24 protein-coding genes are annotated in these 25,284 nt (G+C 73.9%); 23 read left to right on the top strand and 1 reads right to left on the bottom strand.

All coding sequences use genetic code 11. From position 1 onward, the window contains the following. The first annotated feature begins 10 nt into the window (after nt 1–10). The 8 genes from aroC (at nt 11) to nusB (ending at nt 6,560) form a co-directional block, all read left to right on the top strand. Nucleotides 11–1,234 carry a chorismate synthase gene (aroC, locus tag FB474_RS10695; protein ID WP_141788626.1) on the top strand — a complete coding sequence of 408 codons (1,224 nt, stop codon included), beginning with the start codon at nt 11–13 and terminating at the stop codon, nt 1,232–1,234. Between the two features lie 11 nt (nt 1,235–1,245). Beyond that, nucleotides 1,246–1,788 carry a shikimate kinase gene (locus FB474_RS10690; RefSeq protein ID WP_141789940.1) on the top strand — a complete coding sequence of 181 codons (543 nt, stop codon included), beginning with the start codon at nt 1,246–1,248 and terminating at the stop codon, nt 1,786–1,788. Then, a complete protein-coding gene (gene aroB / locus FB474_RS10685) occupies nt 1,785–2,888 on the top strand; it encodes a 3-dehydroquinate synthase (protein WP_141788625.1) in 1,104 nt (367 codons plus the stop codon). The genes FB474_RS10690 and aroB overlap by 4 nt, the downstream gene beginning before the upstream one ends. 66 nt (nt 2,889–2,954) lie before the next feature. Next, complete coding sequence (gene aroQ / locus FB474_RS10680) at nt 2,955–3,392, top strand: type II 3-dehydroquinate dehydratase (RefSeq protein WP_141788624.1); 438 nt, start codon at nt 2,955–2,957, stop codon at nt 3,390–3,392. Beyond that, complete coding sequence (locus tag FB474_RS10675; RefSeq protein WP_141788623.1) at nt 3,389–4,396, top strand: GNAT family N-acetyltransferase; 1,008 nt, start codon at nt 3,389–3,391, stop codon at nt 4,394–4,396. The genes aroQ and FB474_RS10675 overlap by 4 nt, the downstream gene beginning before the upstream one ends. 84 nt (nt 4,397–4,480) lie before the next feature. Then, nucleotides 4,481–5,359, top strand: coding sequence for an aldo/keto reductase (locus FB474_RS10670; RefSeq protein ID WP_141788622.1), 879 nt, complete (start codon nt 4,481–4,483; stop codon nt 5,357–5,359). A gap of 178 nt (nt 5,360–5,537) precedes the next feature. Further along, nucleotides 5,538–6,098, top strand: coding sequence for an elongation factor P (gene efp, locus FB474_RS10665; RefSeq protein WP_141788621.1), 561 nt, complete (start codon nt 5,538–5,540; stop codon nt 6,096–6,098). Nucleotides 6,099–6,146: 48 nt separating this feature from the next. Beyond that, the gene (gene nusB / locus FB474_RS10660) at nt 6,147–6,560 is read left to right on the top strand and encodes a transcription antitermination factor NusB (protein WP_141788620.1); all 414 of its coding nucleotides are present in this window, start codon (nt 6,147–6,149) and stop codon (nt 6,558–6,560) included. A gap of 4 nt (nt 6,561–6,564) precedes the next feature. Here nusB and FB474_RS10655 read toward each other — a convergent pair whose 3' ends face one another. Continuing rightward, nucleotides 6,565–7,053: a helix-turn-helix domain-containing protein gene (locus FB474_RS10655; RefSeq protein ID WP_221632511.1), complete on the bottom strand. Its 489-nt coding sequence runs from the start codon at nt 7,051–7,053 to the stop codon at nt 6,565–6,567. Between the two features lie 146 nt (nt 7,054–7,199). Between FB474_RS10655 and pyrR the strand changes: the two genes are divergently transcribed. The 15 genes from pyrR (at nt 7,200) to FB474_RS10580 (ending at nt 25,276) form a co-directional block, all read left to right on the top strand. After that, entirely contained in the window at nt 7,200–7,790 is a 591-nt protein-coding gene (pyrR, locus tag FB474_RS10650; protein ID WP_141788618.1) for a bifunctional pyr operon transcriptional regulator/uracil phosphoribosyltransferase PyrR, read from the top strand. After that, nucleotides 7,787–8,737, top strand: coding sequence for an aspartate carbamoyltransferase catalytic subunit (locus FB474_RS10645; protein WP_141788617.1), 951 nt, complete (start codon nt 7,787–7,789; stop codon nt 8,735–8,737). Before pyrR ends, FB474_RS10645 begins: the two co-directional genes overlap by 4 nt. Beyond that, nucleotides 8,734–10,020: a dihydroorotase gene (locus tag FB474_RS10640; RefSeq protein ID WP_141788616.1), complete on the top strand. Its 1,287-nt coding sequence runs from the start codon at nt 8,734–8,736 to the stop codon at nt 10,018–10,020. Before FB474_RS10645 ends, FB474_RS10640 begins: the two co-directional genes overlap by 4 nt. Next, a complete protein-coding gene (locus FB474_RS10635; RefSeq protein WP_141788615.1) occupies nt 10,017–10,652 on the top strand; it encodes a PH-like domain-containing protein in 636 nt (211 codons plus the stop codon). Before FB474_RS10640 ends, FB474_RS10635 begins: the two co-directional genes overlap by 4 nt. Next, nucleotides 10,649–11,815 (top strand): glutamine-hydrolyzing carbamoyl-phosphate synthase small subunit, encoded by a 1,167-nt coding sequence (gene carA, locus FB474_RS10630; protein WP_141788614.1) that lies wholly within the window; start codon nt 10,649–10,651, stop codon nt 11,813–11,815. Before FB474_RS10635 ends, carA begins: the two co-directional genes overlap by 4 nt. Next, nucleotides 11,815–15,129, top strand: a complete 3,315-nt coding sequence (carB, locus tag FB474_RS10625) for a carbamoyl-phosphate synthase large subunit (RefSeq protein ID WP_141788613.1) — start codon at nt 11,815–11,817, stop codon at nt 15,127–15,129. Before carA ends, carB begins: the two co-directional genes overlap by 1 nt. Beyond that, nucleotides 15,126–16,064 (top strand): orotidine-5'-phosphate decarboxylase, encoded by a 939-nt coding sequence (gene pyrF, locus FB474_RS10620; protein WP_141788612.1) that lies wholly within the window; start codon nt 15,126–15,128, stop codon nt 16,062–16,064. Before carB ends, pyrF begins: the two co-directional genes overlap by 4 nt. 191 nt (nt 16,065–16,255) lie before the next feature. Then, nucleotides 16,256–16,573, top strand: a complete 318-nt coding sequence (mihF, locus tag FB474_RS10615; protein WP_141788611.1) for an integration host factor, actinobacterial type — start codon at nt 16,256–16,258, stop codon at nt 16,571–16,573. Between the two features lie 29 nt (nt 16,574–16,602). Continuing rightward, the gene (gmk, locus tag FB474_RS10610) at nt 16,603–17,211 is read left to right on the top strand and encodes a guanylate kinase (protein ID WP_141788610.1); all 609 of its coding nucleotides are present in this window, start codon (nt 16,603–16,605) and stop codon (nt 17,209–17,211) included. A gap of 2 nt (nt 17,212–17,213) precedes the next feature. Then, the gene (rpoZ, locus tag FB474_RS10605) at nt 17,214–17,477 is read left to right on the top strand and encodes a DNA-directed RNA polymerase subunit omega (RefSeq protein WP_141788609.1); all 264 of its coding nucleotides are present in this window, start codon (nt 17,214–17,216) and stop codon (nt 17,475–17,477) included. A gap of 33 nt (nt 17,478–17,510) precedes the next feature. Further along, entirely contained in the window at nt 17,511–18,803 is a 1,293-nt protein-coding gene (locus tag FB474_RS10600; protein WP_141788608.1) for a bifunctional phosphopantothenoylcysteine decarboxylase/phosphopantothenate synthase, read from the top strand. Between the two features lie 59 nt (nt 18,804–18,862). Further along, on the top strand, nt 18,863–20,074 hold the full coding sequence (metK, locus tag FB474_RS10595; RefSeq protein WP_141788607.1) for a methionine adenosyltransferase: 1,212 nt from the start codon (nt 18,863–18,865) through the stop codon (nt 20,072–20,074). A gap of 124 nt (nt 20,075–20,198) precedes the next feature. Continuing rightward, nucleotides 20,199–22,364, top strand: coding sequence for a primosomal protein N' (locus tag FB474_RS10590; RefSeq protein ID WP_141788606.1), 2,166 nt, complete (start codon nt 20,199–20,201; stop codon nt 22,362–22,364). A 1-nt stretch (nt 22,365) separates the two neighbouring features. Next, nucleotides 22,366–23,481 (top strand): winged helix DNA-binding domain-containing protein, encoded by a 1,116-nt coding sequence (locus FB474_RS10585; RefSeq protein ID WP_141788605.1) that lies wholly within the window; start codon nt 22,366–22,368, stop codon nt 23,479–23,481. A gap of 151 nt (nt 23,482–23,632) precedes the next feature. Then, entirely contained in the window at nt 23,633–25,276 is a 1,644-nt protein-coding gene (locus FB474_RS10580) for a peptidase M16 family protein (protein WP_141788604.1), read from the top strand. Nucleotides 25,277–25,284 lie beyond the last annotated feature (8 nt).

Genomic DNA, 25,284 nt, shown 5'->3' with positions numbered 1-25,284 from the left:
GATCACCGGCATGCTGCGTTGGTTGACTGCCGGTGAGTCCCACGGCCCTGCCCTCGTCGCGGTCCTGGAGGGGCTACCGGCGGGCGTGGAGGTGACCACGGGGGACGTCGCGGCAGCCCTGGCCCGACGCCGCCTCGGCTACGGCCGCGGCGCCCGGATGAAGTTCGAGCAGGACGCGGTGGAGTTCCTCGGCGGCCTGCGCCACGGCATCACCCTCGGCTCGCCCATCGCGATCCGGGTCGGCAACTCCGAGTGGCCCAAGTGGCAGACCGTGATGAGCCCGGACCCGGTCGACGCCGAGGCCCTCGCCGCGTCGGACGACGTGGGCGCCCCGCAGGAGGTCGGCCGCAACAAGCCGCTGACCCGCCCGCGCCCCGGCCACGCCGACCTGGTCGGCATGCAGAAGTACGGCTTCGACGACGCCCGACCGGTGCTGGAGCGCGCGTCCGCCCGGGAGACCGCGGCCCGGGTCGCCCTCGGTGCGGTGGCCGCCCGGTTCCTCCAGCAGGCCTACGGCATCCGCCTGGTCGCGCACACGGTGGCCATCGGCTCCGCCGGGGTCGCCGACGACGCGGCGGTGCCGACCCCCGACGACGTGGCCGCGCTCGACGCCAGCCCGGTGCGCAGCCTCGACCTGCCCGGCACGACCGCGATGATCGCCGAGATCGAGGCCGCCAAGAAGGACGGCGACACCCTCGGCGGCGTCGTGGAGGTCCTCGCCTACGGTCTGCCGCCGGGCCTGGGCTCCCACGTGCACTGGGACCGGCGGCTCGACGCCCAGCTCGCCGGTGCGCTCATGGGCATCCAGGCGATCAAGGGAGTCGAGGTGGGCGACGGCTTCCGCACCGCGGGCCGCCGCGGCTCGGCCGCCCACGACGAGATGGAGCGCGACGACACCGGCGCCATCCGCCGGCGCACCGGCCGGGCCGGTGGCACCGAGGGCGGCATGTCCACGGGCGAGGTCCTGCGCGTGCGCGCGGCGATGAAGCCGATCAGCACCGTCCCGCGCGCCCTCGACACGGTCGACGTGGCCAGCGACGAGCCGGCGACCGCGATCCACCAGCGCTCCGACGTGTGCGCCGTGCCCGCGGCCGGGGTGGTCGCCGAGGCGATGGTCGCGCTCGTGCTCGCCCAGGCGTGCGTCGAGAAGTTCGGCGGCGACAGCGTCGCCGAGACCGCCCGCAACCACGCCGGCTACCTGGCGTCGATCCCCGAGGGGATGCGCTCGTGGTGACGACCTCCGGTATGCCGTCCGCCTCCGCCGCGGACGGGCCCGCCACGCGCCCGGTCGCCGTGCTCATCGGCCCGCCCGGGTCCGGCAAGACCGTCGTCGGCCGCGCCCTCGCCGAGCTGCTCGGCGTCGCCCTGCGCGACACCGACGAGGCGGTCGAGCAGGCGCAGCAGCGCAGCATCTCCGACATCTTCGTCGAGGACGGCGAGGCCCGGTTCCGCGAGCTCGAGCGCCAGGAGGTGGCGGCCTCGCTGGCCACCCACACCGGCGTGCTGTCCCTGGGCGGGGGAGCGGTCATGGAACCGGCGACCGCGGAGGCGCTGGCCGGGCACACGGTGGTCTTCCTCCAGGTCGGCATCGCCGATGCCGCCAAGCGGGTCGGCTTCGACCGCAGCCGGCCGCTGCTGATGATGAACCCGCGTGCGCAGTGGGTGCGGCTCATGGACGCCCGCCGCCCGACCTACGAGCGGCTGGCCACCCTGCGCGTCGACACCGCTGGTCGCACGCCGCAGGACATCGCCGCCGAGATCGCCGAAGCCCTGGGGGAGCAGCAGTGACCGAGCCGACCCGGATCAGCGTGGGCGGGGACTACGACGTCGTCATCGGCACCGGCCTGCTGGCCGAGCTGCCCGGCCTGCTCGGTGAGGGCGTCGAGCGGGTGCTGGTCATCCACCCACGAGCGCTGCGCGCCACCGGCGAAGCCGTGCGCGACGACCTTGCAGCAGAAGGGTTCTCGGCGTTCGTGGCCGAGGTGCCCGACGCCGAGGAGGCCAAGTCCGCCGAGGTGGCGGCGTTCCTCTGGGGCGTCTTGGGGCAGGCCGGCTTCACCCGGTCCGACGCGGTCGTGGCCGTCGGTGGCGGCACGGTCACCGACCTGGCCGGCTTCGTCGCGGCCACCTGGCTGCGCGGGGTCAAGGTCGTGCACGTGCCGACCACGCTGCTGGGGATGGTCGACGCCGCGGTCGGTGGCAAGACCGGCATCAACACTGCCGAGGGCAAGAACCTCGTCGGGGCGTTCCACCCGCCGGCGGGGGTGCTGTGCGACCTGGCCACCCTGACCACGCTGCCGAAGCACGACTTCGTGGCCGGCATGGCCGAGGTGGTCAAGTGCGGCTTCATCGCCGACCCCCGCATCCTCGAGCTGGTCGAGGCCGACCCGCAGGCGGCGACCCACGCCGAGGGTGCGCCGGTGCGCGAGCTCATCGAGCGGGCGGTGTCGGTCAAGGCGGGCGTCGTCGCGCAGGACCTGCGCGAGTCCTCACTGCGGGAGATCCTCAACTACGGGCACACCTTCGGCCACGCCATCGAGCAGGTGGAGCGCTACTCCTGGCGCCACGGCGCGGCGGTCAGCGTGGGCATGGTCTACGTCGCCGAGCTGGCCCGGCTGGCGGGTCGGCTGGACGACGCCGTGGTCGACCGGCACCGTGCGGTGCTGCGCAGCCTCGGGCTGCCGACGGCCTACCGTGGCGACCGCTGGCCCCGCCTGCTCGAGGCGATGAAGCGGGACAAGAAGAGCCGCGGCTCGATGCTGCGGTTCGTCATCCTGGACGACGTGGGCCGGCCGACCCGGCTGGAGGGCCCCGACCCGGCGCTGCTGCAGGCGGCCTACGCCGAGGTCAGCGAGGACACCGTGCCCCGCGGCATCTCCCTGGGCTGACCGGGAGTCGGGCGCGGTCCGCGCGTGAGCGACGGGACGGCCCGCCAGTTCTCCTAGGATTCCCGCATGACCTCTCGCGTGCTCGTGCTGAACGGCCCCAACCTCAACCGCCTGGGCACCCGTGAGCCGGAGGTCTATGGCAGCGAGTCCCTCGCCGACGTCGAGCACGCGGTGCGCGCCCTGGGGGCCGAGCTCGGCCTCGAGGTCGACTTCCGCCAGACCAACGACGAGTCGCAGCTGGTCGGCTGGGTGCACGAGGCCGTGGACGCGGGGTTGGACGTGGTGCTCAACCCGGCGGCGTTCACCCACTACTCCTATGCGCTGCGCGACGCCTGTGCCCTCATCACCTCCGCCGGCCGGCGCCTCGTCGAGGTCCACCTGTCCAACCCGGCGGCGCGCGAGGAGTTCCGGCACACCTCGGTGGTGGCGGGCGTGGCCACGGGGACGGTCGCCGGGTTCGGCACGGGGTCCTACCTGCTCGCGCTCCACGCCCTGGCCCGGTGAGCGTCCCGACGCTGCGCACGGCCCGGCTGCGGCTGGAGCCGCTCGACCCGGGCCGGCACGCAGCCGCCCTGCAGGAGCTGTATGCCGCACCGGAGTTCGCCGCCCACCTCGCCTCGGGGGCGCACGCCACGGTGCAGGACAAGGCCGACTACCTCCGGGTGTTCGAGGACCTTCCCCCGGGGCTCGGCGGCTGGGTCGCACACCTGGCCGACGGCTCCGCCGACCCCGGCCGGGTGGTCGGCCGGTTCTCCCTGCGCCCGTGGAGGCACGCAGCCCCCGCCGACCCGCCCGAGGTGGGCTGGTTCCTGGCCGTCGACCAGTGGGGCCGTGGGCTCGCCGCCGAGGGCATGCGCGCGGTGCTGCGGTATGCCGCGTGGCAGCTGCACCTGCCGTCGGTCTTGGCCCTGGTCCGGCACGACAACGACCGCAGCCGCGCCCTGGCGCAGCGCCTCGGTGGCATGGTGACCGGGCAGGGCAGCTGGTACGGCCCGGAGCCGTCGCTGCGCTACGACATCGCCCTGCCGGTGGTGCGTGAGGGCGGGCCGGCGGACCGCGACGCGGTCATCGACCTGTGGCAGCGCGCCGCCCGGCGTCCCGACGGGACCCCGGCGCCGTTCATCGACGAGGAGATCGCCGAGGGCAAGCTCGCGCACGGCATCCGCCGGCTGGCCCACGTCGGCGACACCCTGGTCGGCATGGCCATCGGCCAGCAGGCAGTGCAGGGCGTCGGCGTCGGCGACGAGCCGCCCGTGCCCGGCCTGCTGCACGTCTCCCTCGTCGCCACGGACCCCGCCCGCGAGGGATGGGGCATCGGCTCCGCCCTGGTCGCCGACGTCCTCGACCGCGGCCGGGCGCAGGGCTTCGACCGCGCGCAGCTGTGGGTGCTCGAGGACAACCCGCGGGCCCGCGGGATCTACGAGCGGTTCGGCTTCTCCGTCACGCCGGCGCACACCCGCGTCGACGAGGTGGGGGAGCGGGTGCTGCGTTACGAGCGCCGGCTCTGAGGCCGTGGACCGCGGGTCGTCCCGGACGAGGGGGGCCCTGGCAGGGCCTCCACGGCGTCGCGCCGGGCGTCTACGGTCGATGACATGGACACGCTCACCCTGAACAACGACGTCGCCATGCCCGCCCTCGGGCTGGGGGTGTTCCAGACCCCGCCCGACGAGACCCGGGCAGCCGTGGAGGCGGCGCTGCGCACCGGCTACCGGCACATCGACACCGCCGCGGCGTACGGCAACGAGCGCGAGGTCGGCGAGGCCATCCACGCCAGTGGGCTGGCCCGCGACGACGTCTTCATCGAGACGAAGATCTGGATCAGCGACTACGGCTACGACGCGACGCTGCACGGCTTCGAGAAGAGCGCAGCCAAGCTCGGCGTCGAGAAGGTCGACCTGCTGATCCTGCACCAGGCGCTGCCCTCGGCCTTCGACAGGACGGTGGAGGCCTACCGCGCGCTCGAGACGCTGCTCGACGAGGGCAGGGTGCGAGCCATCGGGGTCAGCAACTTCATGGTCGACCACCTCACCGCGCTGCTGGCGAAGTCGACGGTCGTGCCCGCGGTCAACCAGATCGAGGTCCATCCCTACTTCCAGCAGCGGCAGGTCCAGGCGTTCGGCGCCGAGCACGGCATCCTGACCCAGGCGTGGTCGCCCATCGGTGGCATCACCTTCTACCGCGACGGCAGCCACGGCAGCACCCTCGAGGACCCGGTGATCGCCGGGATCGCTGACACGCATGGCAGGACGGCTGCGCAGGTGATGCTGCGCTGGCACCTGCAGCAGGGCCGCTCAGTCATCCCGAAGTCGACCAAGCCGCACCGCATCGCCGAGAACTTCGACGTCTTCGACTTCGTGCTGAGCGAGGACGAGCTGGCCGCCGTGGACGGTCTCGACACCGGTCGGCGCGGCGGTCCGGAGCCGACCGACATCACCCTGGAGAAGTTCGGCCGTCCGGTTCCCGAAGCCTGACGCCCCCCCGTGTCCCGGGCCGGCAGCGTGGGTCCGGAGCGTGGTGACCGGCTGCCGCCGCGTGCGGGCCGGTGCCAGGGTGCCCGCTAGACTGACGGGGATCCCGACCTGACCTCACGGGCGCCCGCCTGCGCTGACCCGCGCACCCGGCGGCCCGTCATACGAAAGAGAACCCCGCGTGGCTTCGACCAACGACCTCAAGAACGGCATGGTGCTCAACATCGACGGACAGCTGTGGTCCGTCGTGGAGTTCCAGCACGTCAAGCCGGGCAAGGGCCCGGCCTTCGTGCGCACCAAGCTCAAGGCCGTGCTCTCCGGCAAGGTCGTCGACAAGACGTTCAACGCCGGCACCAAGGTCGAGACCGCCAACGTCGACAAGCGCGACATGCAGTACCTGTACAAGGACGGCAGCGACTTCGTCTTCATGGACGGCTCGACCTACGACCAGATCCACGTCTCCGAGGACATCGTGGGCAAGTCGGCCGACTTCATGCTGGAGAACCAGGAGGCGATCGTCGCCACCCACGACGGTGTGCCGCTCTACGTCGAGCTGCCGGCCTCTGTGGTCCTGGAGATCACCTACACCGAGCCGGGCCTGCAGGGCGACCGCTCCACCGGCGGCACCAAGCCGGCCACGCTGGAGACCGGCGCGCAGATCGCCGTCCCGCTCTTCCTCGAGACCGGCACCAAGGTCAAGGTGGACACCCGCGACGGGTCCTACCTCGGCCGCGTCAACTGACGCCAGCTCCCGACCGGCCCTGACCGCACCACCGAAAGCAGCCCCCTGATGTCCGCCCGCAGCAAGGCCCGCAAGCGCGCCCTCGACATCCTCTTCGAGGCCGAGCAGCGCGGGGTCAACGTCGAGTCCCTGCTCGCCGAGCGCCTCGCCCACCCCGGCACCGAGGCGCCCCTGAACGAGTACACCGTCGAGCTGGTGCAGGGCGTGGTGCGCAAGTGGGTGGCGATCAACGAGCTGCTCTCGACCTACAGCCAGGGCTGGACGATCGAGCGCATGCCCGCGGTCGACCGGGCCATCCTGCGGATCGGCGCGTTCGAGGTGCTCTACGCCGACGACGTGCCCGACGCGGTGGCGATCTCCGAGGCGGTCGCGCTGGCGAAGAGCCTGTCCACCGACGACTCGCCGACGTTCGTCAACGGGCTGCTCGCTCGGCTCGCGGAGGTCAAGCCGACGCTGGTCTGAGCGCTCAGCTGCTGACCCGGGAGGCTGGGGTGTCCACCAGGACGCCCCAGCCTCTCAGCATCTGCAGCATCCGTGCGGTGTCGACCTGGTGGATCGAGGCCAGCGCGCGCAGGTCCTCCTCGGTCAGCGGCAGCTCGGGGGAGTCCTCCCCGCGCTGGGAGCGCAGCGTCGCGGCATACCGCTCCAGCGCCTGCGTCGGCTCGCCCTGCAGGCGGGCCAGGGCGCGCAGGTCCAGCCCGTATGCCGTGTCCGGCGCCGCACCCGGCACCCCGCCGCCGTCGGGCAGCAGCGCGGCGAGGGCCACCCCGTAGAACCGCGCGAGCTCGGCCAGCCGCTCGACGGTCACCGCCCGGTCGCCGCGCTCCCAGGAGCCCACGACGACGGCCTTGAACCGACCCTCGGACCGGTCCTGCACGGCCTGCAACGACAGCCCCTGCTGGGTGCGCACCGACCGCAGCCGTGCGCCCAGCACCCGCGCGAAGTCCGACGCCACGTCGCCGACCCTACCGCCGGGACGCGCCGGTCCCGTGCTGCCGGTGGCCCGGGTCGGTCCGCGTCCGGGGGGACGGGTACGCTGTGCGGCGACCGACATCCTTTAACGACCCGTCCCGTGAGGCGGGGAAGGAGGTCCTGACGCTGATGCGTCCTGACTTTGGCGTACCCCCGCAGGCCGCGTCCGCCGACGCCGCCGCCCCCCGAGTGGTCATGAGCGAGGCCGACGTCTCGCGGGCCCTGCGCCGCATCGCCCACGAGATCCTCGAGCGGAACAAGGGCGCGCAGTCCCTGGTCGTGCTCGGCATCCCCACGCGTGGCGTGGCCCTGGCCCGCCGCCTCGTGAAGGTCATGGCCGAGGTCGAGGGGCGCGAGGTCCCCGTCGGCGCGCTCGACGTGACGATGTACCGCGACGACCTGCGCCGCAACCCCACCCGCGCGGTGGAGCACACCGACATCCCGGCGCCCGGCATCGACGGGCGGACGGTGGTGCTCGTCGACGACGTGCTCTTCTCCGGCCGCACCGTCCGGGCCGCCCTGGACGCCCTCTCCGACCTGGGCCGGCCGCAGGCCGTGCGCCTCGCGGTGCTGGTCGACCGCGGGCATCGCGACCTGCCGATCCGCGCCGACTTCGTGGGCAAGAACCTGCCGACCTCCAGCGCCGAGCGGGTCAGCGTGCGCCTGGCCGAGCACGACGGCGCCGACGAGGTCCTGATCAGCGGAGGTGAGCGCCGATGAGGCACCTGCTGTCCATGCGCGACCTCGACCGCGATGGCGTGCTGTCCATCCTGGACACCGCCGCCTCGATGCACGACGTGCAGCGGCGCGAGGTCAAGAAGCTGCCCACCCTGCGCGGGCGCACGGTGGTCAACCTGTTCTTCGAGGACTCCACCCGCACCCGCTCCTCGTTCGAGATCGCGGGCAAGTGGCTCTCGGCCGACGTCATCAACATCTCCGGCAAGGGCTCCTCCACGAGCAAGGGCGAGTCGCTGCGCGACACCGTGCTCACCGTGGCCGCGATGGGGGTCGACGGCCTGGTCATCCGGCACGGGGCCAGCGGCGCCGCCGCGCAGGTCTCGCAGTGGGTCGACGCGGTGGTGGTCAACGCCGGCGACGGCACCCACGAGCACCCCACGCAGGCCCTGCTCGACGCCTACACGATGCGCCAGCGCCTCGGCGACCTCGAGGGCCGCCACGTCGCGATCGTCGGCGACCTGACCCACTCGCGGGTCCTGCGCAGCAACCTCATCTGCCTGCGCACCCTCGGCGCGCGGGTCACTGTCGTCGCCCCGCCGACCCTCATGCCCAGCGGCATCGCCACGTGGGCCGCCACGGACGGCTTCGAGACGGCCTACGACCTCGACGAGGTCCTGCCGCACGTCGACGCGGTGATGATGCTGCGGGTGCAGCGCGAGCGGATGAGCGGCGGCTACTTCCCGACGGCTCGGGAGTACACCGTCGGCTACGGCCTGACCCGGGAGCGCCTGGCCCGGCTGCCCGAGCACGCGGTCATCTGCCACCCCGGGCCGATGAACCGCGGCCTGGAGATCGCCGCCGACGCCGCCGACGCGGCCCAGTCCCTGATCCTCGACCAGGTGTCCGCCGGCGTGGCCGTGCGGATGTCGGTCCTGTACCACCTGCTGGCGTCCTCGGGTGCCGGCACCGCCGAAGGGAGCGTGGCGTGAGCCTGCTGATCAAGGGCGCCGACCTGGCCGGCGCCGGCGCCGGTGACCTGCTCGTCCGTGACGGGGTCATCGTCGAGGCCGGCGCGGTCAGCGTGCCGGCCGACGCCGAGGTCATCGACGCCGACGGCCTGGTCGCCCTGCCCGGGCTGGTCGACCTGCACACGCACCTGCGCGAGCCCGGCCGCGAGGACGCCGAGACCATCGCCAGCGGCTCGGCCGCGGCGGCGGTCGGCGGCTACACCGCCGTGCTCGCCATGGCCAACACCTCGCCGGTCACCGACACCGCCGAGGCCGCCGAGCGGGTCGCCGAGCTCGGGCAGCGGGCCGGGCTGGTCGACGTGCAGCCGGTCGGTGCCGTCACCAAGGGCCTGGCCGGCGAGGAGCTCGCCGAGCTCGGCCTCATGGCCCGCAGCCGGGCCCGGGTGCGGGTCTTCTCCGACGACGGCCGCTGCGTGGCCGACGCCCGCGTGATGCGCCGCGCCCTGGAGTACGTCAAGGCCTTCGGCGGTGTCGTGTCCCAGCACTCCCAGGACCCGCGTCTGGCCGGCCCCGACGCCTGCTGCCACGAGGGTGAGCTCTCGGGCCGGCTCGGCCTGCCCGGCTGGCCCGCCGTCGCCGAGGAGAGCATCGTCGCGCGCGACGTGATGCTGGCCCGGCACACCGGCTCGCGCGTCCACGTCGCCCACGCCTCCACCGCCGGCACCGTCGAGGTGCTCCGCTGGGCCAAGGCGCAGGGCATCGCGGTGACCGCCGAGGTCACCCCGCACCACCTGGTGCTGACCACCGACCTGCTCGCCGGCTACGACCCGACGTTCAAGGTCAACCCGCCGCTGCGCCCGGCCGAGGACGTCGAGGCGCTGCGCGAGGCGCTGGCCGACGGCACCATCGACGCGGTTGCCACCGACCACGCCCCGCACGCCCGGCACGACAAGGAGCACGCCTTCGTCGACGCCGCCTTCGGGATGCTCGGCCTGGAGACCGCGCTGTCGGTCGTCAGCGACGTCATGGTGCGCTCCGGCCGGCTGGACTGGGCCGGGGTGGCCCGCGTCATGTCGGTCAGCCCGGCCCGCATCGCCGGCCTGACCGGCCACGGCCGACCGCTCGCCGTCGGCGAGCCGGCCAACCTCACCCTTGTCGACCCCGACGCCACGGTCACCATCGACCGGCAGGCGTCCCACTCGCTGTCCCGCAACAACCCCTGGCATGGTCGCACCCTCACCGGCGCGGTCCACGGCACGGTGCTGCGGGGCCGCCCCACGGTGCTGAAGGGAGCCCTGGCATGACCCGCCTGCAGGCAGTGGGGGTGCTGCTGATCGTCCTCGGGGTGGTCTACGCCCTGATGTACCTCGGGTGGCTGCGCCGTGCGCGCCGTCACCAGTCCGCGGCGGTCGCTGCCGCGACGGGGACGCCCCTGGCCACCTACCGCGCCCCCGATCCGGTCCAGCGCGACGCCACGGGCGAGATCCCCGTGGTCCCCGCGCCGCCGGAGGAGGACGCGCCGACGTTGATGTCGCTGGAGGAGACCGGCCAGTTCGAGCTGCCGATGGCGATCGACGACTGGGCCCGCGCCGAGGGCACCTACGTCAGCACCACCATCGCCGTCTCCCGCCTCGAGCGGGTCAACGCGGCCGGGCTGGGCGCGAAGTCCGAGGCGACGATGATCGTCGACGGCGCCGGCGTGCGCTGGGAGCGCCAGGGCGCGGTGCCGGTGCACGTCGAGCGGCACACCGTCACCGCGGTGCGGCTCGACCGGGGCATGGCCGGCAAGTTCGTCGGGCAGAACCGCCTGGTCGTCGTCTCCTGGCGTGCCCCCGACGGGCAGATCTACGACACCGGGTTCCTGCCCCGCTACAAGACCGAAACCGACGCGCTGATCGAGGCCGTGAACCGGCTGATCGAGGACGGAGACCTGTGAACCCCCATCCCGACCTGCTCGAGCGCGAGCCCGCGATCCTCGTCCTGGAGGACGGGCGCGCCTTCTGCGGCGACGCCTACGGCGCGGTGGGCGAGACCGTCGGCGAGGCGGTCTTCTCCACCGGCATGACCGGCTACCAGGAGACGCTCACCGACCCCAGCTACCACCGGCAGGTGGTCGTCATGACCGCCCCGCACGTCGGCAACACGGGCGTCAACGACGAGGACCCCGAGTCCCGGCGCATCTGGGTCGCCGGCTACGTGGTCCGCGACCCCGCGGTGCGCCCGTCGAGCTGGCGCTCGCAGCGCACCCTCGAGGACGAGCTCGCGGCGCAGGGCGTCGTCGGCATCAGCGGCATCGACACCCGGGCGCTGACCCGCCACCTGCGCGAGCGCGGCGCCATGCGGGTCGGGGTCTTCTCCGGCGCCGCCGCCCGCGAGCCGCAGGAGCAGCTGCTGGAGCGCGTCCGCACCGCCCCGCAGATGAGCGGCGCGGCGCTCGCCGGCGAGGTCACGACCACCGAGCCCTACGTCGTCCCGGCGGTGGGGGAGAAGCGGTTCACCGTCGCGGCCCTCGACCTCGGGATCAAGGCGATGACCCCGGCGCTCATGGCGCAGCAGGGGATCGAGGTGCACGTGCTGCCGGCCACGGCCACGTTCGAGCAGGTGACGGCGCTGTCCCCGGACGGCGTCTTCTTCTCCAACGGGCCCGGTGACCCCGCCAGCGCCGAGCACGAGGTGACCCTGCTGCGGCAGGTCCTCGACGCGCGGATCCCGTTCTTCGGCATCTGCTTCGGCAACCAGCTGCTCGGCCGGGCCCTCGGCTTCGGCACCTACAAGCTCAAGTACGGCCACCGCGGGATCAACCAGCCGGTCATCGACCGCTCCACCGGCAAGGTGGAGGTCACCGCCCACAACCACGGCTTCGCCGTGGACGCACCGCTGGACGGCGCGGTCACCGCCCCGGGCAACCCGGCATACGGGCGCGTGCAGGTCTCCCACGTCTGCCTCAACGACGACGTCGTCGAGGGCCTGGAGTGCCTGGACCTGCCGGCCTACTCGGTGCAGTACCACCCCGAGGCGGCGGCCGGCCCCCACGACGCCGGCTACCTGTTCGACCGCTTCGTGTCCCTGATGACTGCCAACAAGGAGGGCCGCGCCTGATGCCCAAGCGGAACGACATCAACAGCGTCCTGGTCATCGGGTCCGGCCCGATCGTCATCGGCCAGGCCTGCGAGTTCGACTACTCCGGCACCCAGGCCTGCCGCGTCCTGCGCGAGGAGGGCATCCGGGTCATCCTGGTCAACTCCAACCCGGCGACGATCATGACCGACCCGGAGTTCGCCGACGCGACCTACGTCGAGCCGATCACCCCCGAGGTCATCGAGACGATCATCGCCAAGGAGCGCCCGGACGCGGTGCTCGCCACCCTCGGCGGGCAGACCGCGCTCAACGCCGCGATCGCGTTGCACGAGAACGGCGTCCTGGAGAAGTACAGCTGCCCGCTCATCGGCGCCAACGTCGACGCGATCCAGCTCGGGGAGGACCGCCAGGCGTTCAAGGGCGTCGTCGAGCGCTGCGGCGCGGAGGTGGCCCGGTCGATCATCGCGCACACGATGGAGGAGTGCCTCGCGGCCGCCGAGGAGCTCGGCTACCCCATGGTCGTGCGCCCGTCCTTCACCATGGGCGGCCTCGGCTCCGGCTTCGCGCACGACGAGGAGGACCTGCGCCGTATCGCGGGTGCCGGCCTGCACGACAGCCCCACCACCGAGGTGCTCCTGGAGGAGTCCATCCTCGGCTGGAAGGAGTACGAGCTCGAGGTCATGCGCGACCACGCCGACAACGTCGTGGTCGTCTGCTCGATCGAGAACCTCGACCCGATGGGCGTGCACACCGGCGACTCGATCACCGTCGCCCCCGCGCTGACGCTGACCGACCGCGAGTACCAGCGGCTGCGCGACATCGGCATCAAGGTCATCCGCGAGGTCGGCGTCGACACCGGCGGCTGCAACATCCAGTTCGCGGTCAACCCGGCCGACGGCCGGATCATCGTCATCGAGATGAACCCGCGGGTCTCGCGCTCGTCGGCGCTGGCGTCCAAGGCGACCGGCTTCCCGATCGCCAAGATCGCCGCGAAGATGGCCGTCGGCTACACCCTCGACGAGGTGCCCAACGACATCACCCGCGAGACGCCGGCGAGCTTCGAGCCGACCCTGGACTACGTGGTGGTCAAGGTGCCGCGGTTCGCGTTCGAGAAGTTCCCCGCCGCCGACCCGACGCTGACCACGACGATGAAGTCGGTCGGCGAGGCCATGGCCATCGGGCGCAACTTCACCGAGGCGCTGCAGAAGGCGCTGCGGTCGATGGAGCGCAAGGGCTCCACCTTCCACTGGCGCCAGGACGAGGCGCCGAGCAAGGAGCAGGCCCGCGCGCTGCTGGACCAGGCCCGCACCCCCACCGACGGCCGGATCGTGCTGGTGCAGCAGGCGCTGCGCGGCGGGCTGACCGTCGAGCAGGTGCACGAGGCGACGGGCATCGACCCGTGGTTCCTGGACCAGATGCAGCTCATCAACCAGGTCGCGGAGACCATCGCGGCGGCGGACCAGCTGACCCCGCGGCTGCTGCGCCTGGCCAAGCGGCACGGCTTCTCCGACGCCCAGCTGGCCGAGCTCACCGGCATGCCGGAGGCCGTGGTCCGCGGCGTGCGGCACGCCCTCGGCGTGCGCCCGGTCTACAAGACCGTCGACACCTGCGCGGCGGAGTTCGCGGCGCAGACGCCCTACCACTACAGCTCCTACGACGAGGAGACCGAGGTGCAGCCGCGCGAGCGGCCCGCGGTGATCATCCTCGGCTCGGGACCCAACCGGATCGGCCAGGGCGTGGAGTTCGACTACTCCTGCGTCCACGCCAGCTTCGCGCTGCGCGACCACGGCTTCGACACGGTGATGGTCAACTGCAACCCCGAGACGGTCTCCACCGACTACGACACCTCCAGCCGGCTGTACTTCGAGCCGCTCACCCTGGAGGACGTGCTCGAGGTGGTCCACGCCGAGCGGCAGGCCGGCCCGGTCGCCGGCGTCGTGGTGCAGCTCGGCGGGCAGACCCCGCTCGGCCTGGCCCAGGCGCTCAAGGACGAGGGCGTGCCGGTGGTCGGCACCTCCCCGGAGGCGATCCACCTCGCCGAGGACCGCGGTGCCTTCGGCCGGGTCCTGCACGAGGCGCAGCTGCCCGCTCCCCGCCACGGCACGGCATACAGCGCGGAGGAGGCCATCGAGGTGGCCCGGGAGATCGGCTACCCGGTCCTGGTGCGGCCCTCGTACGTCCTCGGCGGACGCGGCATGGAGATCGTGTACGACGACGAGACGCTCGCGGGCTACGTCACCCGCGCGACGCACGCCTCCCCGGAGCACCCGGTGCTGGTCGACCGGTTCCTCGACGAGGCGATCGAGATCGACGTCGACGCGCTCTACGACGGCCACGAGATGTACCTCGGCGGGATCATGGAGCACATCGAGGAGGCCGGCATCCACTCCGGTGACTCCGCGTGCGTGCTGCCGCCGGTGACCCTCGGGCCCGAGGAGCTCAACCGGGTGCGCGAGTCGACGCTCAAGCTGGCCCAGGGCATCGGGGTCAAGGGCCTGATGAACGTCCAGTTCGCGCTGGCCCAGGACGTCCTCTACGTGCTCGAGGCCAACCCGCGGGCCAGCCGCACGGTGCCGTTCGTGGCCAAGGCCACCGGCGTCCCGCTGGCGCGGGCCGCGGCCCGGGTCATGCTGGGTGCCTCGATCGCCGAGCTGCGCGCCGAGGGGATGCTCCCGCCGGAGGGCGACGGTGGCCGGATGCCGGCCCACGCGCCGATGGCGGTCAAGGAGGCGGTGCTGCCGTTCAAGCGGTTCCGCACCCGTGAGGGCCAGGTCGTCGACAGCCTGCTCGGGCCGGAGATGCGCTCCACCGGTGAGGTCATGGGCATCGACGCCGACTTCGGTGCGGCGTTCGCCAAGAGCCAGCTCGGCTCGATCAGCGGCCTGCCGCGCAAGGGCACGATCTTCGTCTCCGTGGCCAACCGCGACAAGCGGGGCATGATCTTCCCCGTCAAGCGCCTCGCCGACCTCGGGTTTGACCTCATCGCCACCGCGGGCACGGCAGATGTGTTGCGCCGCAACGGGATCCACGCCGAGGTCGTGCGCAAGCACAGCCAGGGGCAGGGCGCCGACGGTGAGCCGACCATCGTCGACCGGATCCTGGCCGGCGAGGTGGGCATGGTGGTCAACACCCCCTCGGGCCGGGACGCCCGGGCCGACGGCTACGCGATCCGCGCGGCGACGACGAGCATGGACCGCCCGATCATCACCACGGTGCAGCAGCTGGCCGCGGCGGTGCAGGGCATCGAGGCCCAGATGGCCGGGCCGGTGCGGGTCAAGTCGCTGCAGGACCACGCCCGCGACCTGGACCTCTACGGCCGCGGGACGCGCGCATGATCTCCGGCGGGGGAGCGGAGGCGGCCGCCGAGGTGGCCGCCGACCTCGCCGCGTCCCGGCTGGTGCCGGGCGCTCCCGGGCGCGCTCCGGGGGCGACACCCTTCGGGGCGCGCCTGCGTGCCGCGATGGACGACCACGGGCCGCTGTGCGTGGGGATCGACCCGCACGACGCCCTGCTCGCCGCCTGGGGCCTGCCCTCCACCGTCGCCGGGCTGGAGCGCTTCGCGGCCACGTGCGTCGAGGCGTTCGCCGGTCGGGTGGCCTGCGTCAAGCCGCAGTCGGCGTTCTTCGAGCGGTTCGGCTCGGCGGGCGTCGCGGTGCTGGAGCGCACCCTGGCCGACCTGCGCGAGGCCGGGACGCTGTCGCTGCTCGACGCCAAGCGGGGTGACATCGGCTCGACCATGGCCGCCTACGCCCAGGCCTACCTCGGCGAGGACAGCCCGCTGCGGGCCGACGCCGTGACGCTGAGCCCGTTCCTGGGCTACGAGTCGCTGCGCCCGGCCCTGGACCAGGCGGCCGCCACGGGCCGCGGCGTGTTCGTCCTGGCGCTGACCTCCAACCCCGAGGGCGCGAGCGTGCAGCACGCCATGCTCGACCGGCGCAGCGTCGCCGGCCGGGTCGTCGACGGGGTCACCGCGGACAACGCCGGAGCCCGCCCGCTGGGCAGCGTCGGCATGGTCGTCGGCGCCACCGTGGGCACGGCCGTGCAGGAGCTCGCCCTCGACCTCGCGGCGGCCAACGCCCCACTCCTGGCGCCCGGCGTGGGCGCCCAGGGCGGCACCGCCGAGAGCCTGCGGGCCGTGTTCGGCGAGGCGCTGGGCAATGTCCTGGCCAGCAGCAGCCGCGAGGTCCTCGGGGCCGGTCCGGACGTCGCGGCACTGGCCGCGGCGGCGCGCGATACGGCCGACCGGCTGGCCGGCGACCTGCGCGGCTGAGCCGCGCCGGCGTGAGGTGTCTCGCACCGCCCGCGGGCCCATTACCTGATGGGCCCGCGGGCGGGGCACACACCCCCTCGTTGCAGGTCATGGGCCGCTTCGCTAGGTTCCTGACCACCCGTTGCCGCCCGGCCCGAGCCGGTTGTGGCAGCTGTCATGGACATCCGAAACCACCCCCCGAGGAGACTGACGTGGCCCTTCCCCCGCTCACGCCGGAACAACGCGCCGAGGCCCTCGAGAAGGCCGCCAAGGCACGCCGGGAGCGTGCGGCCGTCAAGAACCGCCTCAAGTACGCCCAGGGCTCCCTGTCCGAGGTCATCGCCGATGGCAAGAAGGACGACATCGTCGGCAAGATGAAGGTCTCGGCCCTGCTGGAGTCGATGCCCGGCGTCGGCCGCGTGCGCGCCCGCCAGATCATGGAGGAGGTCGGCATCTCCGAGAGCCGCCGCGTCCGTGGCCTGGGCGCCAACCAGATCGCGGCGCTGCTCGAGCGCTTCGAGCAGTCCTGAGCCTGACGGCTCGACCCGACACCGCACCGATGACGGAGCACAGCAGCCGGCTGGTCGTCCTGGCCGGGCCCACCGCGGTGGGCAAGGGCACGGTCGCCGCCTACGTGCGCGAGCACTTTCCCGAGGTGTGGCTGTCGGTGTCGATGACGACCCGCGCCCCGCGGCCCGGTGAGGTCGACGGCGTGCACTACCACTTCGTCGACGACGCCGAGTTCGAGCGGCTGCGCGAGGCCGGCGAGTTCCTCGAGTGGGCCGTCGTCCACGGCCGGGCCAAGTACGGCACGCCGCGGCGCCCCGTGGAGGCGGCGATCGCGGCGGGCCGGCCGGCGATGCTGGAGATCGACCTGCAGGGCGCGCGCCAGGTGCGCCAGACGATGCCCGAGGCACTGTTCGTGTTCCTCGAGCCGCCGAGCTGGGACGAGCTGGTGCGCCGGCTCGTCGGCCGCGGCACCGAGACCGAGGAGGAGCGCGAGGTCCGGCTGACCACGGCGCGGCACGAGCTGGCGGCCGCCCGCGAGTTCGACGTCATCATCACCAACGACGAGGTTCGGCACGCGAGCGAGGAACTCGTATCATTGATGCGATCCACCGCTTCCACCGGATCCCTCGCACCTCACCCCCGACGAAACGAGAACTGACCGTGTCCGGAACCGTTGCTGCCCCCGAGGGCATCACCAACCCGCCGATCGACGACCTGCTCGAGGCTGCTGACTCCAAGTACGCCCTGGTCATCTACTCGGCCAAGCGCGCCCGGCAGATCAACGCCTACTACTCCCAGCTCTCCGAGGGCCTGCTGGAGTACGTCGGCCCGCTCGTCGAGACCCAGGTCCACGAGAAGCCGCTGTCGATCGCGCTGCGCGAGATCAACGACGGCCTGCTCACCTCCCAGCCCACCGAGGGCTGAGCACCCCCCGTCCCCGGTCGGCAGGAGCGCCGCGTGCGAGTAGTCCTGGGCGTCAGTGGCGGGATCGCCGCTTACAAGGCGTGCCTGCTGCTGCGCCTGCTGACCGAGAGCGGCCACGACGTCACCGTCGTGCCGACCGCGGCCGCGCTGGAGTTCGTCGGCGCCCCCACCTGGGCGGCGCTGTCGGGCAAGCCGGTCGCGACCGACGTGTGGAGCAACGTCCACGAGGTGCCGCACGTGCGGCTCGGCCAGCAGGCGGACCTCGTGGTCGTCGCGCCGGCCACCGCCGACCTGCTCGCGCGGGCGGCGCACGGCCTGGCCGACGACCTGCTGACCAACACGCTGCTCACCGCGCGCTGCCCGGTCGTGCTCGCCCCGGCGATGCACACCGAGATGTGGGAGCACGCGGCCACGCGCGCCAACGTCGCGACGCTGCGCTCGCGCGGCGTCCACGTCATCGAGCCGGCCTCCGGGCGGCTCACCGGCGCCGACACCGGACCGGGCCGGCTGCCCGAGCCGGAGGAGATCTTCGCCGTATGCCGTGAGCTGCTGTCCGCGGGCGACGGCGCCGCGGCGGCCGTCCCCGGCGCGGCGGAGGGGGAGGTGCCCGCGACCGGCGCGGTGGCGTCGGCCCTCCCGCTGGCCGGCCGTCGGGTCGTGGTCAGCGCCGGGGGCACCCGGGAGCCGATCGACCCGGTGCGCTTCCTCGGCAACCGGTCCTCGGGCAAGCAGGGCTTCGCCATCGCCGCCGTGGCCGCGGCCCGCGGGGCGGAGGTCACCCTCGTCGCCGCGAACGCCGACCTGCCGGTGCCCGCCGGCGTGTCCGTCGTACCGGTCGGGACGGTCCTGGAGCTGCGCGAGGCCGTGACCACCGCGGCCAAGGAGGCCGACGTGGTCGTCATGGCCGCCGCGCCCGCGGACTTCCGCCCGGCGCACTACTCCGGGTCCAAGATCAAGAAGTCGCACGACCCCGACGTGCCCGGTGGCGACGAGTCGGCGCCGGTGATCGAGCTCGTCCGCAACCCCGACGTCCTCGCCGAGCTGGTGCAGACCCGCGGCTCGGCCTCCTCGCCGTTCATCGTGGGCTTCGCCGCCGAGACCGGAGACGAGTCCGGCTCGGTGATGGACCACGCCCGGGCCAAGCTCGAGCGCAAGGGCTGCGACCTGCTCGTCGTCAACGAGGTCGGCCCCGGCAAGGTGTTCGGCCAGGACGACACCACCGTGCACATCCTCCAGCGCGACGGCTCCGCACCCGTGGTGGCCGGCCCCGCGCCCAAGGAGGCCGTGGCGGCCACGCTCTGGGACGTCATCCAGTCCCGTCTGTAGTGCGGGTTAGACTCCGCCAACCGTCAGCCAGCAGCCGCTGCACCAAGGAGAGAAATCACGTGTCACGCCTCTTCACCTCCGAGTCCGTCACCGAGGGTCACCCCGACAAGATCTGCGACCAGATCAGTGACGGGATCCTCGACGCGATGCTCGCGCAGGACAAGAACGCCCGCGTCGCCGTCGAGACCATGGTGACCACGGGCCTGGTGCACGTCGCCGGTGAGGTCAGCACCACCGGCTGGGTCGACATCCCCAGCATCGTGCGCGACACCATCGTCGGCATCGGCTACGACTCCTCGCTCAAGGGCTTCGACGGCCGCTCCTGCGGGGTGTCCATCTCCATCGGGCAGCAGTCGCCCGACATCGCCCAGGGCGTCGACACCGCCCACGAGAACCGCACCGGCGGCGTCGACCCGCTCGACAAGCAGGGCGCGGGCGACCAGGGCCTGATGTTCGGCTACGCCTGCGAGGACACCCCCGAGCTCATGCCGCTGCCGATCTTCCTCGCGCACCGGCTCTCCGAGCGCCTGAGCACCGTGCGCAAGTCCGGCGAGCTGGCCTACCTGCGCCCCGACGGCAAGACCCAGGTCACCATCGGCTACGACGGCGACCAGGCGGTCAAGCTCGACACCGTGGTCCTCTCGACCCAGCACGCCGGCGACGTCTCCCTCGAGGGCATGCTCGAGCCCGACATCGCCACCCACGTCATCAAGCCGGTCCTCGACGAGCTCGTCGCCGCCGGCACCGACCTGGACGTGTCCGACTACCGCATGCTCATCAACCCCACCGGCCGGTTCGAGATCGGCGGCCCGATGGGCGACGCCGGCCTGACCGGCCGCAAGATCATCGTCGACACCTACGGCGGCATGGCCCGCCACGGCGGTGGCGCCTTCTCCGGCAAGGACCCGAGCAAGGTGGACCGCTCCGCGGCCTACGCCATGCGCTGGGTGGCCAAGAACGTCGTCGCGGCCGGCCTGGCCAAGCGCTGCGAGGTCCAGGTCGCCTACGCCATCGGCAAGGCCCAGCCGGTCGGCCTCTACGTCGAGACCTTCGGCACCGAGACCGTCCCCCTCGACAAGATCCAGCGCGCGATCGACTCGACCTTCGACCTGCGCCCGGCCGCGATCATCGACGAGCTCGACCTGCTGCGCCCGATCTACCAGCCCACCGCGGCCTACGGCCACTTCGGCCGCACCTCCGCCCCGGGCCTGGAGGGTGGCTTCACCTGGGAGCGCACCGACCGCGTCGAGAAGCTCCGCGCCGCGGTCTGACCCGCACCGGGCACCTGCTGCCCCCGTCCCGCGGCCGCGGGCCGGGGGCAGCGCCGTCTCCGGGGCCGGCCGGGGCGGGCATGGCGCGTCCGGGTGCGTCGGCGCGGTGCGGTAGAAGTGCCGTATGACGAGTGAGGGCGCCGCGGGTCCGCCGGCTGCGGGGGAGCAGCTGGAGCTCGTGCGCGCCGGCGCTCGCCGCAGGCCCGCGGCCCGCGCGGCTGAGGGCCTGGCCGGGGTCGACCCGGTCGCGCTGGTCGCCGTGGAGGTGGGCCTGCCCCACCTCGACCGCCCGTTCGAGTACTCCGTGCCCGCCTCCCTGGCCGACACAGCCCGGGCCGGGGTGCGGGTCAAGGTGCGCTTCGCCGGGCAGGACGTCGACGGCTTCGTGCTGGAGCGCCGGGCGCAGGCCGAGCACGCCGGCCGGCTGGCCCCGCTGCGCAAGGTGGTCAGCCCCGAGCCCGTGCTGACCGCGGCGACGCTCGCGCTGTGCCGGGCCGTGGCCGACCGCTACGCCGGCACCCTCGAGGACGTCCTGCGCCTGGCGGTGCCGCCGCGGCACGCCGCCGCGGAGAAGGCGCTGGCCGCCGAGCCCCCGGAGACCGAGCCCCTGCCCGCTCCCGACCCCGGGCCGTGGGAGGCCTACCCGGCCGGGCCGTCCCTGCTGCGACGCATCGCCGAGGGCCAGGCGCCGGCGGCCTCGTGGCTGGCGACCCCCACCAGCAACCCCGCGCAAGACTGGCCCGCCGCCCTCGCGGTCGCCGCGGCCACGGCGCTGTCGGCCGGTCGCGGGGCGTTGCTCGTCGTGCCCGACCACCGCGACGTCGACCGGGTCGACGCTGCCCTGAAGGCCGCGCTCGGCCCGGGCCGGCACGTGCGGCTCACCGCCGACCAGGGCCCGCAGGCGCGCTACACCGCGTGGCTGAAGGTGCTGCGCGGGCACGTGCGCGTCGTCGTCGGCACCCGGGCGGCGACATTCGCGCCGGTGCGCGACCTCGGCCTGGTGGCCTGGTGGGACGACGGCGACGACCTGCACGACGAGCCGCGCGCCCCCTACCCGCACGTGCGCGAGGTGCTGCTGGCCCGCGCGAGGCTCGAGGGGGCGGCGGTGCTCTCCGGCGGGTTCGCCCGGTCCGTGGCGGTGCAGCAGCTCGTCGAGGCCGGCAGCCTGCGACCGGTCGTGGGCGCTCCGGCCGACCTGCGGCGGGCGGCACCCCGGGTGCAGGTCGCCGGGGAGGGCACCGACCTCGAGCGCGACCCCGCAGCGGCCGCGGCCCACCTGCCCTCGGCCGCCTGGCGGGCCGCCAAGGCCGCGCTCGAGCGGGGCCCGGTGCTCATCCAGGTGCCCCGCCGCGGATACGTCCCGTCACTGTCCTGCCAGACCTGCCGGATGCCCGCTCGCTGCGGTCACTGCCACGGGCCGCTGGCGCTCGTGGCGGCGGACGCGCCTCCGGTGTGCCGGTGGTGCGGCAAGGGCGTGCCGGCCTTCGACTGCCCCCACTGCCACGGCCGCACGGTCCGGGCCGGGGTCGTCGGCGCCCGGCGCACCGCCGAGGAGCTCGGGCGCGCGTTCGCCGGGGTGCCGGTGCACACCTCCGGCGCCGGCGACGTGCTCGCCGCCGTGGCGGCCCGGCCGAGCCTGGTCATCGCCACGCCCGGCGCCGAGCCGGTGGCCGAGGGCGGCTACGCCGCGACCCTGCTGCTGGACGCGTGGGCGCTGCTCGACCGCCCCTCCCTGGACGCCGCGCAGGAGGCCGAGCGCCGCTGGCTGGCCGCCGCGGCGCTGACCCGTGGCGCGGCCGAGGGTGGTCTCGTCGTGCTCTGCGGGGCGCCGCTGCACACCACCTTGCCGGCGATCGAGGCGCTGGTGCGCTGGGACCCGGCGTGGTTCGCCGCCCGCGAGCTGGCCGAGCGGCGCGAGCTGCGGCTGCCACCGACCGTGGCCATGGCCCAGCTCGTCGCGAGCCGGCGGGCGCTGGCCGACGCGCTGGAGCACACCAGCCTGCCCGAGGGGGTGGAGCGGCTCGGGCCGCTGCCGGCGTCCGTGGGTGGCCCGGCCGCGGGGGCCGCCCGGCGCGGTCGCGGTCCGGCGCCCGCCAGGCCCGGCGGAGCGGCGCGGGCCGGTGGGACGGACGCCGCGGCACCGGAGCGGATGCAGCTGCTCGTGCGTGGCCCGCTGGCGGACGGGCCGGCGCTGGCGTCGGCGATGGCCGCGCTCAAGGCGGTGCGCAGCGCGCGCAAGGAGAAGGAGTCCGTGACCGTGCGGATGGACCCGAGCGAAGGGATCGGCTGACATGGGTGGGGCAGGGGGCCGCACCGGTGGTCCGGGACGCGTGGCCGCGCCGTCGGCGGTGCACCGGCGGCGGCTGGCCGCCCAGCAGCTCAGCGGGCCGGCCGCCGGTTCGGCCGAGGCCGTCGTGGAGCGGTTGCTGGCGGTGCAGGGGCAGGACCCCAGGGGCGCCCGGCTGGCGGTGCGGGCCCGCGCCGCAGGGGTGATCGCGGCCGACGTCGACGCGGGGCTGACCGACCGGCGCTCCCTGGTCGTCACCTGGCTCAACCGCGGCACGCTGCACCTGGTCCAGGCGCAGGACTACTGGTGGCTGCACCCCCTGACGACGCCGCAGCTGGCCACGGGCAACCGCACCCGGCTGCGTCAGGAGGGCGTGTCCGTGGCCCAGGCCGAGCGGGGCGTCGAGGTCGTGGCCGAGCAGGTCGCGACGCACGGCCCCCGCACCCGCGCCGAGCTGCGTGACGCCCTCGACGCCGAGGGGGTGCCCACCGCGGGGCAGGCGATCGTCCACGTCCTGGTCGCGGCGACGCTGGCCGGCCACGTGGTGCGGGGGCCGGTCCGCGGGGCCGAGCAGTGCTTTGTGTCCGTCGAGCAGTGGCTCGGCCCGGCACCGGAGCCCCTGGAGCGCACCGAGGCCCTGGCCCTGCTGGCCCGGCGCTACCTCGTCGGTCACGGCCCGGCCGACGCCCGCGACCTGGCCAAGTGGGCCGGCATCACGCTCGGCGACGCCCGACGCGGGCTGGCCGCGATCGCCGACGAGGTGGTCGAGGACGGCGACGGCCTGGTCGACCTGTCCGCGCGGCAGGCAGGCGGCGAGCCGGAGCCGCCACCCGGACCGCGGCTGCTCGGGCCCTTCGACCCGGTCCTGCACGGCTGGGTGTCGCGCGCCGACGTCGTGGGGGAGCACCGCGGCATCGTCACCACCAACGGGCTGTTCCGGCCGTTCGCCATGGTGGACGGGCGCGCCGTGGCGCTGTGGAGCCTGGCTGCCGGCGCGGTGACGATCCGCCCGCTGGAGCCGGTGCGCCGGGCCGACCTCACCGCGCTGGAGGCCGACGCGGCGCGGGTGCTGGACTACCTCGGCCTGCCCGAGCGGCCGCCGGTCATCGACGCCGGCTGAGTCGATCCGCTGACCCGGATCGCTGACCCGGCTCGCTGAGCCGGTCCGCTGCGCAGGAGGGAGCCGACGCGACCCTCCCCGCCACGTCGGGCGTTTCGCGCACCCCGCAGCATGCCCGCCACTACAGTGAGCCCGCACGAACGGGGGACGCGTGGAACTGCACACCACAGAGATCGACGGGGTCAGGACCTTCTGGGTGGAGTCGGGCCGACCGACCCTGCGGGCGAGCCTGATGTTCCGTGGCGGCATGGCCGACGAGACCCTGCCCACCTGTGGCTGGACCCACCTGCTGGAGCACCTTGCCCTTCACGGCCGGGAGCGCGTCGACCTCGACGTCAACGGCTCGGTCGACCTGTTGGTCACCAGCTTCGACGTCCACGGCGAGGCCGGTGACGTGGCGGAGCACCTGCGTGCGCTGACGACGTGGCTGGCCGACCCGGACCTGTCAGACCTGGAGCACGAGCGGAAGGTGCTGCGGGCCGAGTCCGCCCGACGGGGTGGGTCCGCCGCTGCGGACGCGATGCTCTGGCGCTACGGCGCCCGAGGCCCGGGGCTCGTGGCCTACGACGAACCGGGGCTGACGCGGGCGAGTGTCGACGCCCTGCTGGTGCACGCGGCACGACGGTTCACCACGGGCAACGCCGTCCTGTGCTTCGACGGTCCGCCCCCGCCAGGGTTGTCTTTGCGGCTGCGCTCCGGGGAGGCCCTGCTGACGCAGGCTGCGACACCGTGCGGGCAGCCGTTGCCCGGCGCCTACGTCGGTCCGGATGATGCCGTGTGCCTGTCCGGGCTGGTCCGTCGATCGGCCGCATCCACGGCGCTGGGGCGGTGTCTCCAACGCCGGCTCGCGACACGACTGCGGCACGAGGCGGGCGGCTCGTACGCGCCGTGGGACGCCTACCACCCGGTCGGTGCCGACACCGCCGTGCTCCTCGCCGGCGCGGACCTGATGCCCGAGCTGCGCCCCAAGGCCGTCTCTGTGGCGCGCTCGGTGCTGCAGGAGCTCATGCGCTCCGGCCCGACCAGCCAGGAGGTCGCCGAGGACGCGGCAGTCGTCGTGAGGAACTACCGCGACCCCTTCAACCAGCCCGGGAGAGCCTGGGCCTCCGGGCGCGCGGTGCTGCTGGACGAGGAGACCGTCGACGTCGAGGACGTGCTGCGCGAGGCGGAGCAGGTGACTCCGGACGACGTCGTCGAGGCGGCCCGTGACGTCCATCGAACGCTGCTGGTGGGGGCGCCGCGTGCGGCTCGCCGGGACGACTCGATCACCTGGCTGGACGCCACGCGGCCGGCCGGGACGACCTCGGGAGAGCGCTTCCGGGCGTTGGACCACCCGGTGGACCGGTCGGTCATCACCGTGTCGGACGGCAGGGTCGAGGTGGCCGGGGGTGACCAGGCGCGCGCCGTGGACCTGGCGAGGTTGGCGGGTGCCTTTGCCTTTCCCGACGGTGGCCGCACGCTCGTCGACCAGGACGGCTACACGGTGGCCGTGGAGCCCACGCTGTGGCGCAACGGTGGCGTCCTGCGGGAGCGCATCGACGCCCTGGTGGCGCCCCAACTCGTGCTCCCCATGGAGCCTCGTGACCCGCAGGAGGTGCCTCGACCGAAGGTCACCCCGGCCGAACGCTGGCGGCTGCGGCTGCGCGGCGCCATCAGGGCGTGGTGGGTGGCACCCGTGGGCTTCGGCGCCCTGGGGATGCTCGTGCATGCGACGTCGGGCCTCAACGTGCTGCCCGTCTTTGTGTTCTCGACGGTGATCTTCCTGGGCGCCTGGTACCGCAGAGACAGCCGCTGAGGGGGCGA

It is taken from the genome of Oryzihumus leptocrescens (genome assembly GCF_006716205.1).
In the GTDB taxonomy this organism is placed as follows: domain Bacteria; phylum Actinomycetota; class Actinomycetes; order Actinomycetales; family Dermatophilaceae; genus Oryzihumus; species Oryzihumus leptocrescens.
This window is presented reverse-complemented; position numbering and strand designations above follow the sequence as displayed.

Coding starts and splice junctions, on each gene's coding strand:
- aroC (WP_141788626.1), top strand. CDS start 11: ATGCTGCGTTGGTTGACTGCCGGTGAGTCCCACGGCCCTGCCCTCGTC.
- FB474_RS10690 (WP_141789940.1), top strand. CDS start 1,246: ATGCCGTCCGCCTCCGCCGCGGACGGGCCCGCCACGCGCCCGGTCGCC.
- aroQ (WP_141788624.1), top strand. CDS start 2,955: ATGACCTCTCGCGTGCTCGTGCTGAACGGCCCCAACCTCAACCGCCTG.
- FB474_RS10670 (WP_141788622.1), top strand. CDS start 4,481: ATGGACACGCTCACCCTGAACAACGACGTCGCCATGCCCGCCCTCGGG.
- nusB (WP_141788620.1), top strand. CDS start 6,147: ATGTCCGCCCGCAGCAAGGCCCGCAAGCGCGCCCTCGACATCCTCTTC.
- pyrR (WP_141788618.1), top strand. CDS start 7,200: ATGCGTCCTGACTTTGGCGTACCCCCGCAGGCCGCGTCCGCCGACGCC.
- FB474_RS10645 (WP_141788617.1), top strand. CDS start 7,787: ATGAGGCACCTGCTGTCCATGCGCGACCTCGACCGCGATGGCGTGCTG.
- FB474_RS10635 (WP_141788615.1), top strand. CDS start 10,017: ATGACCCGCCTGCAGGCAGTGGGGGTGCTGCTGATCGTCCTCGGGGTG.
- carB (WP_141788613.1), top strand. CDS start 11,815: ATGCCCAAGCGGAACGACATCAACAGCGTCCTGGTCATCGGGTCCGGC.
- pyrF (WP_141788612.1), top strand. CDS start 15,126: ATGATCTCCGGCGGGGGAGCGGAGGCGGCCGCCGAGGTGGCCGCCGAC.
- gmk (WP_141788610.1), top strand. CDS start 16,603: ATGACGGAGCACAGCAGCCGGCTGGTCGTCCTGGCCGGGCCCACCGCG.
- FB474_RS10590 (WP_141788606.1), top strand. CDS start 20,199: ATGACGAGTGAGGGCGCCGCGGGTCCGCCGGCTGCGGGGGAGCAGCTG.
- FB474_RS10585 (WP_141788605.1), top strand. CDS start 22,366: ATGGGTGGGGCAGGGGGCCGCACCGGTGGTCCGGGACGCGTGGCCGCG.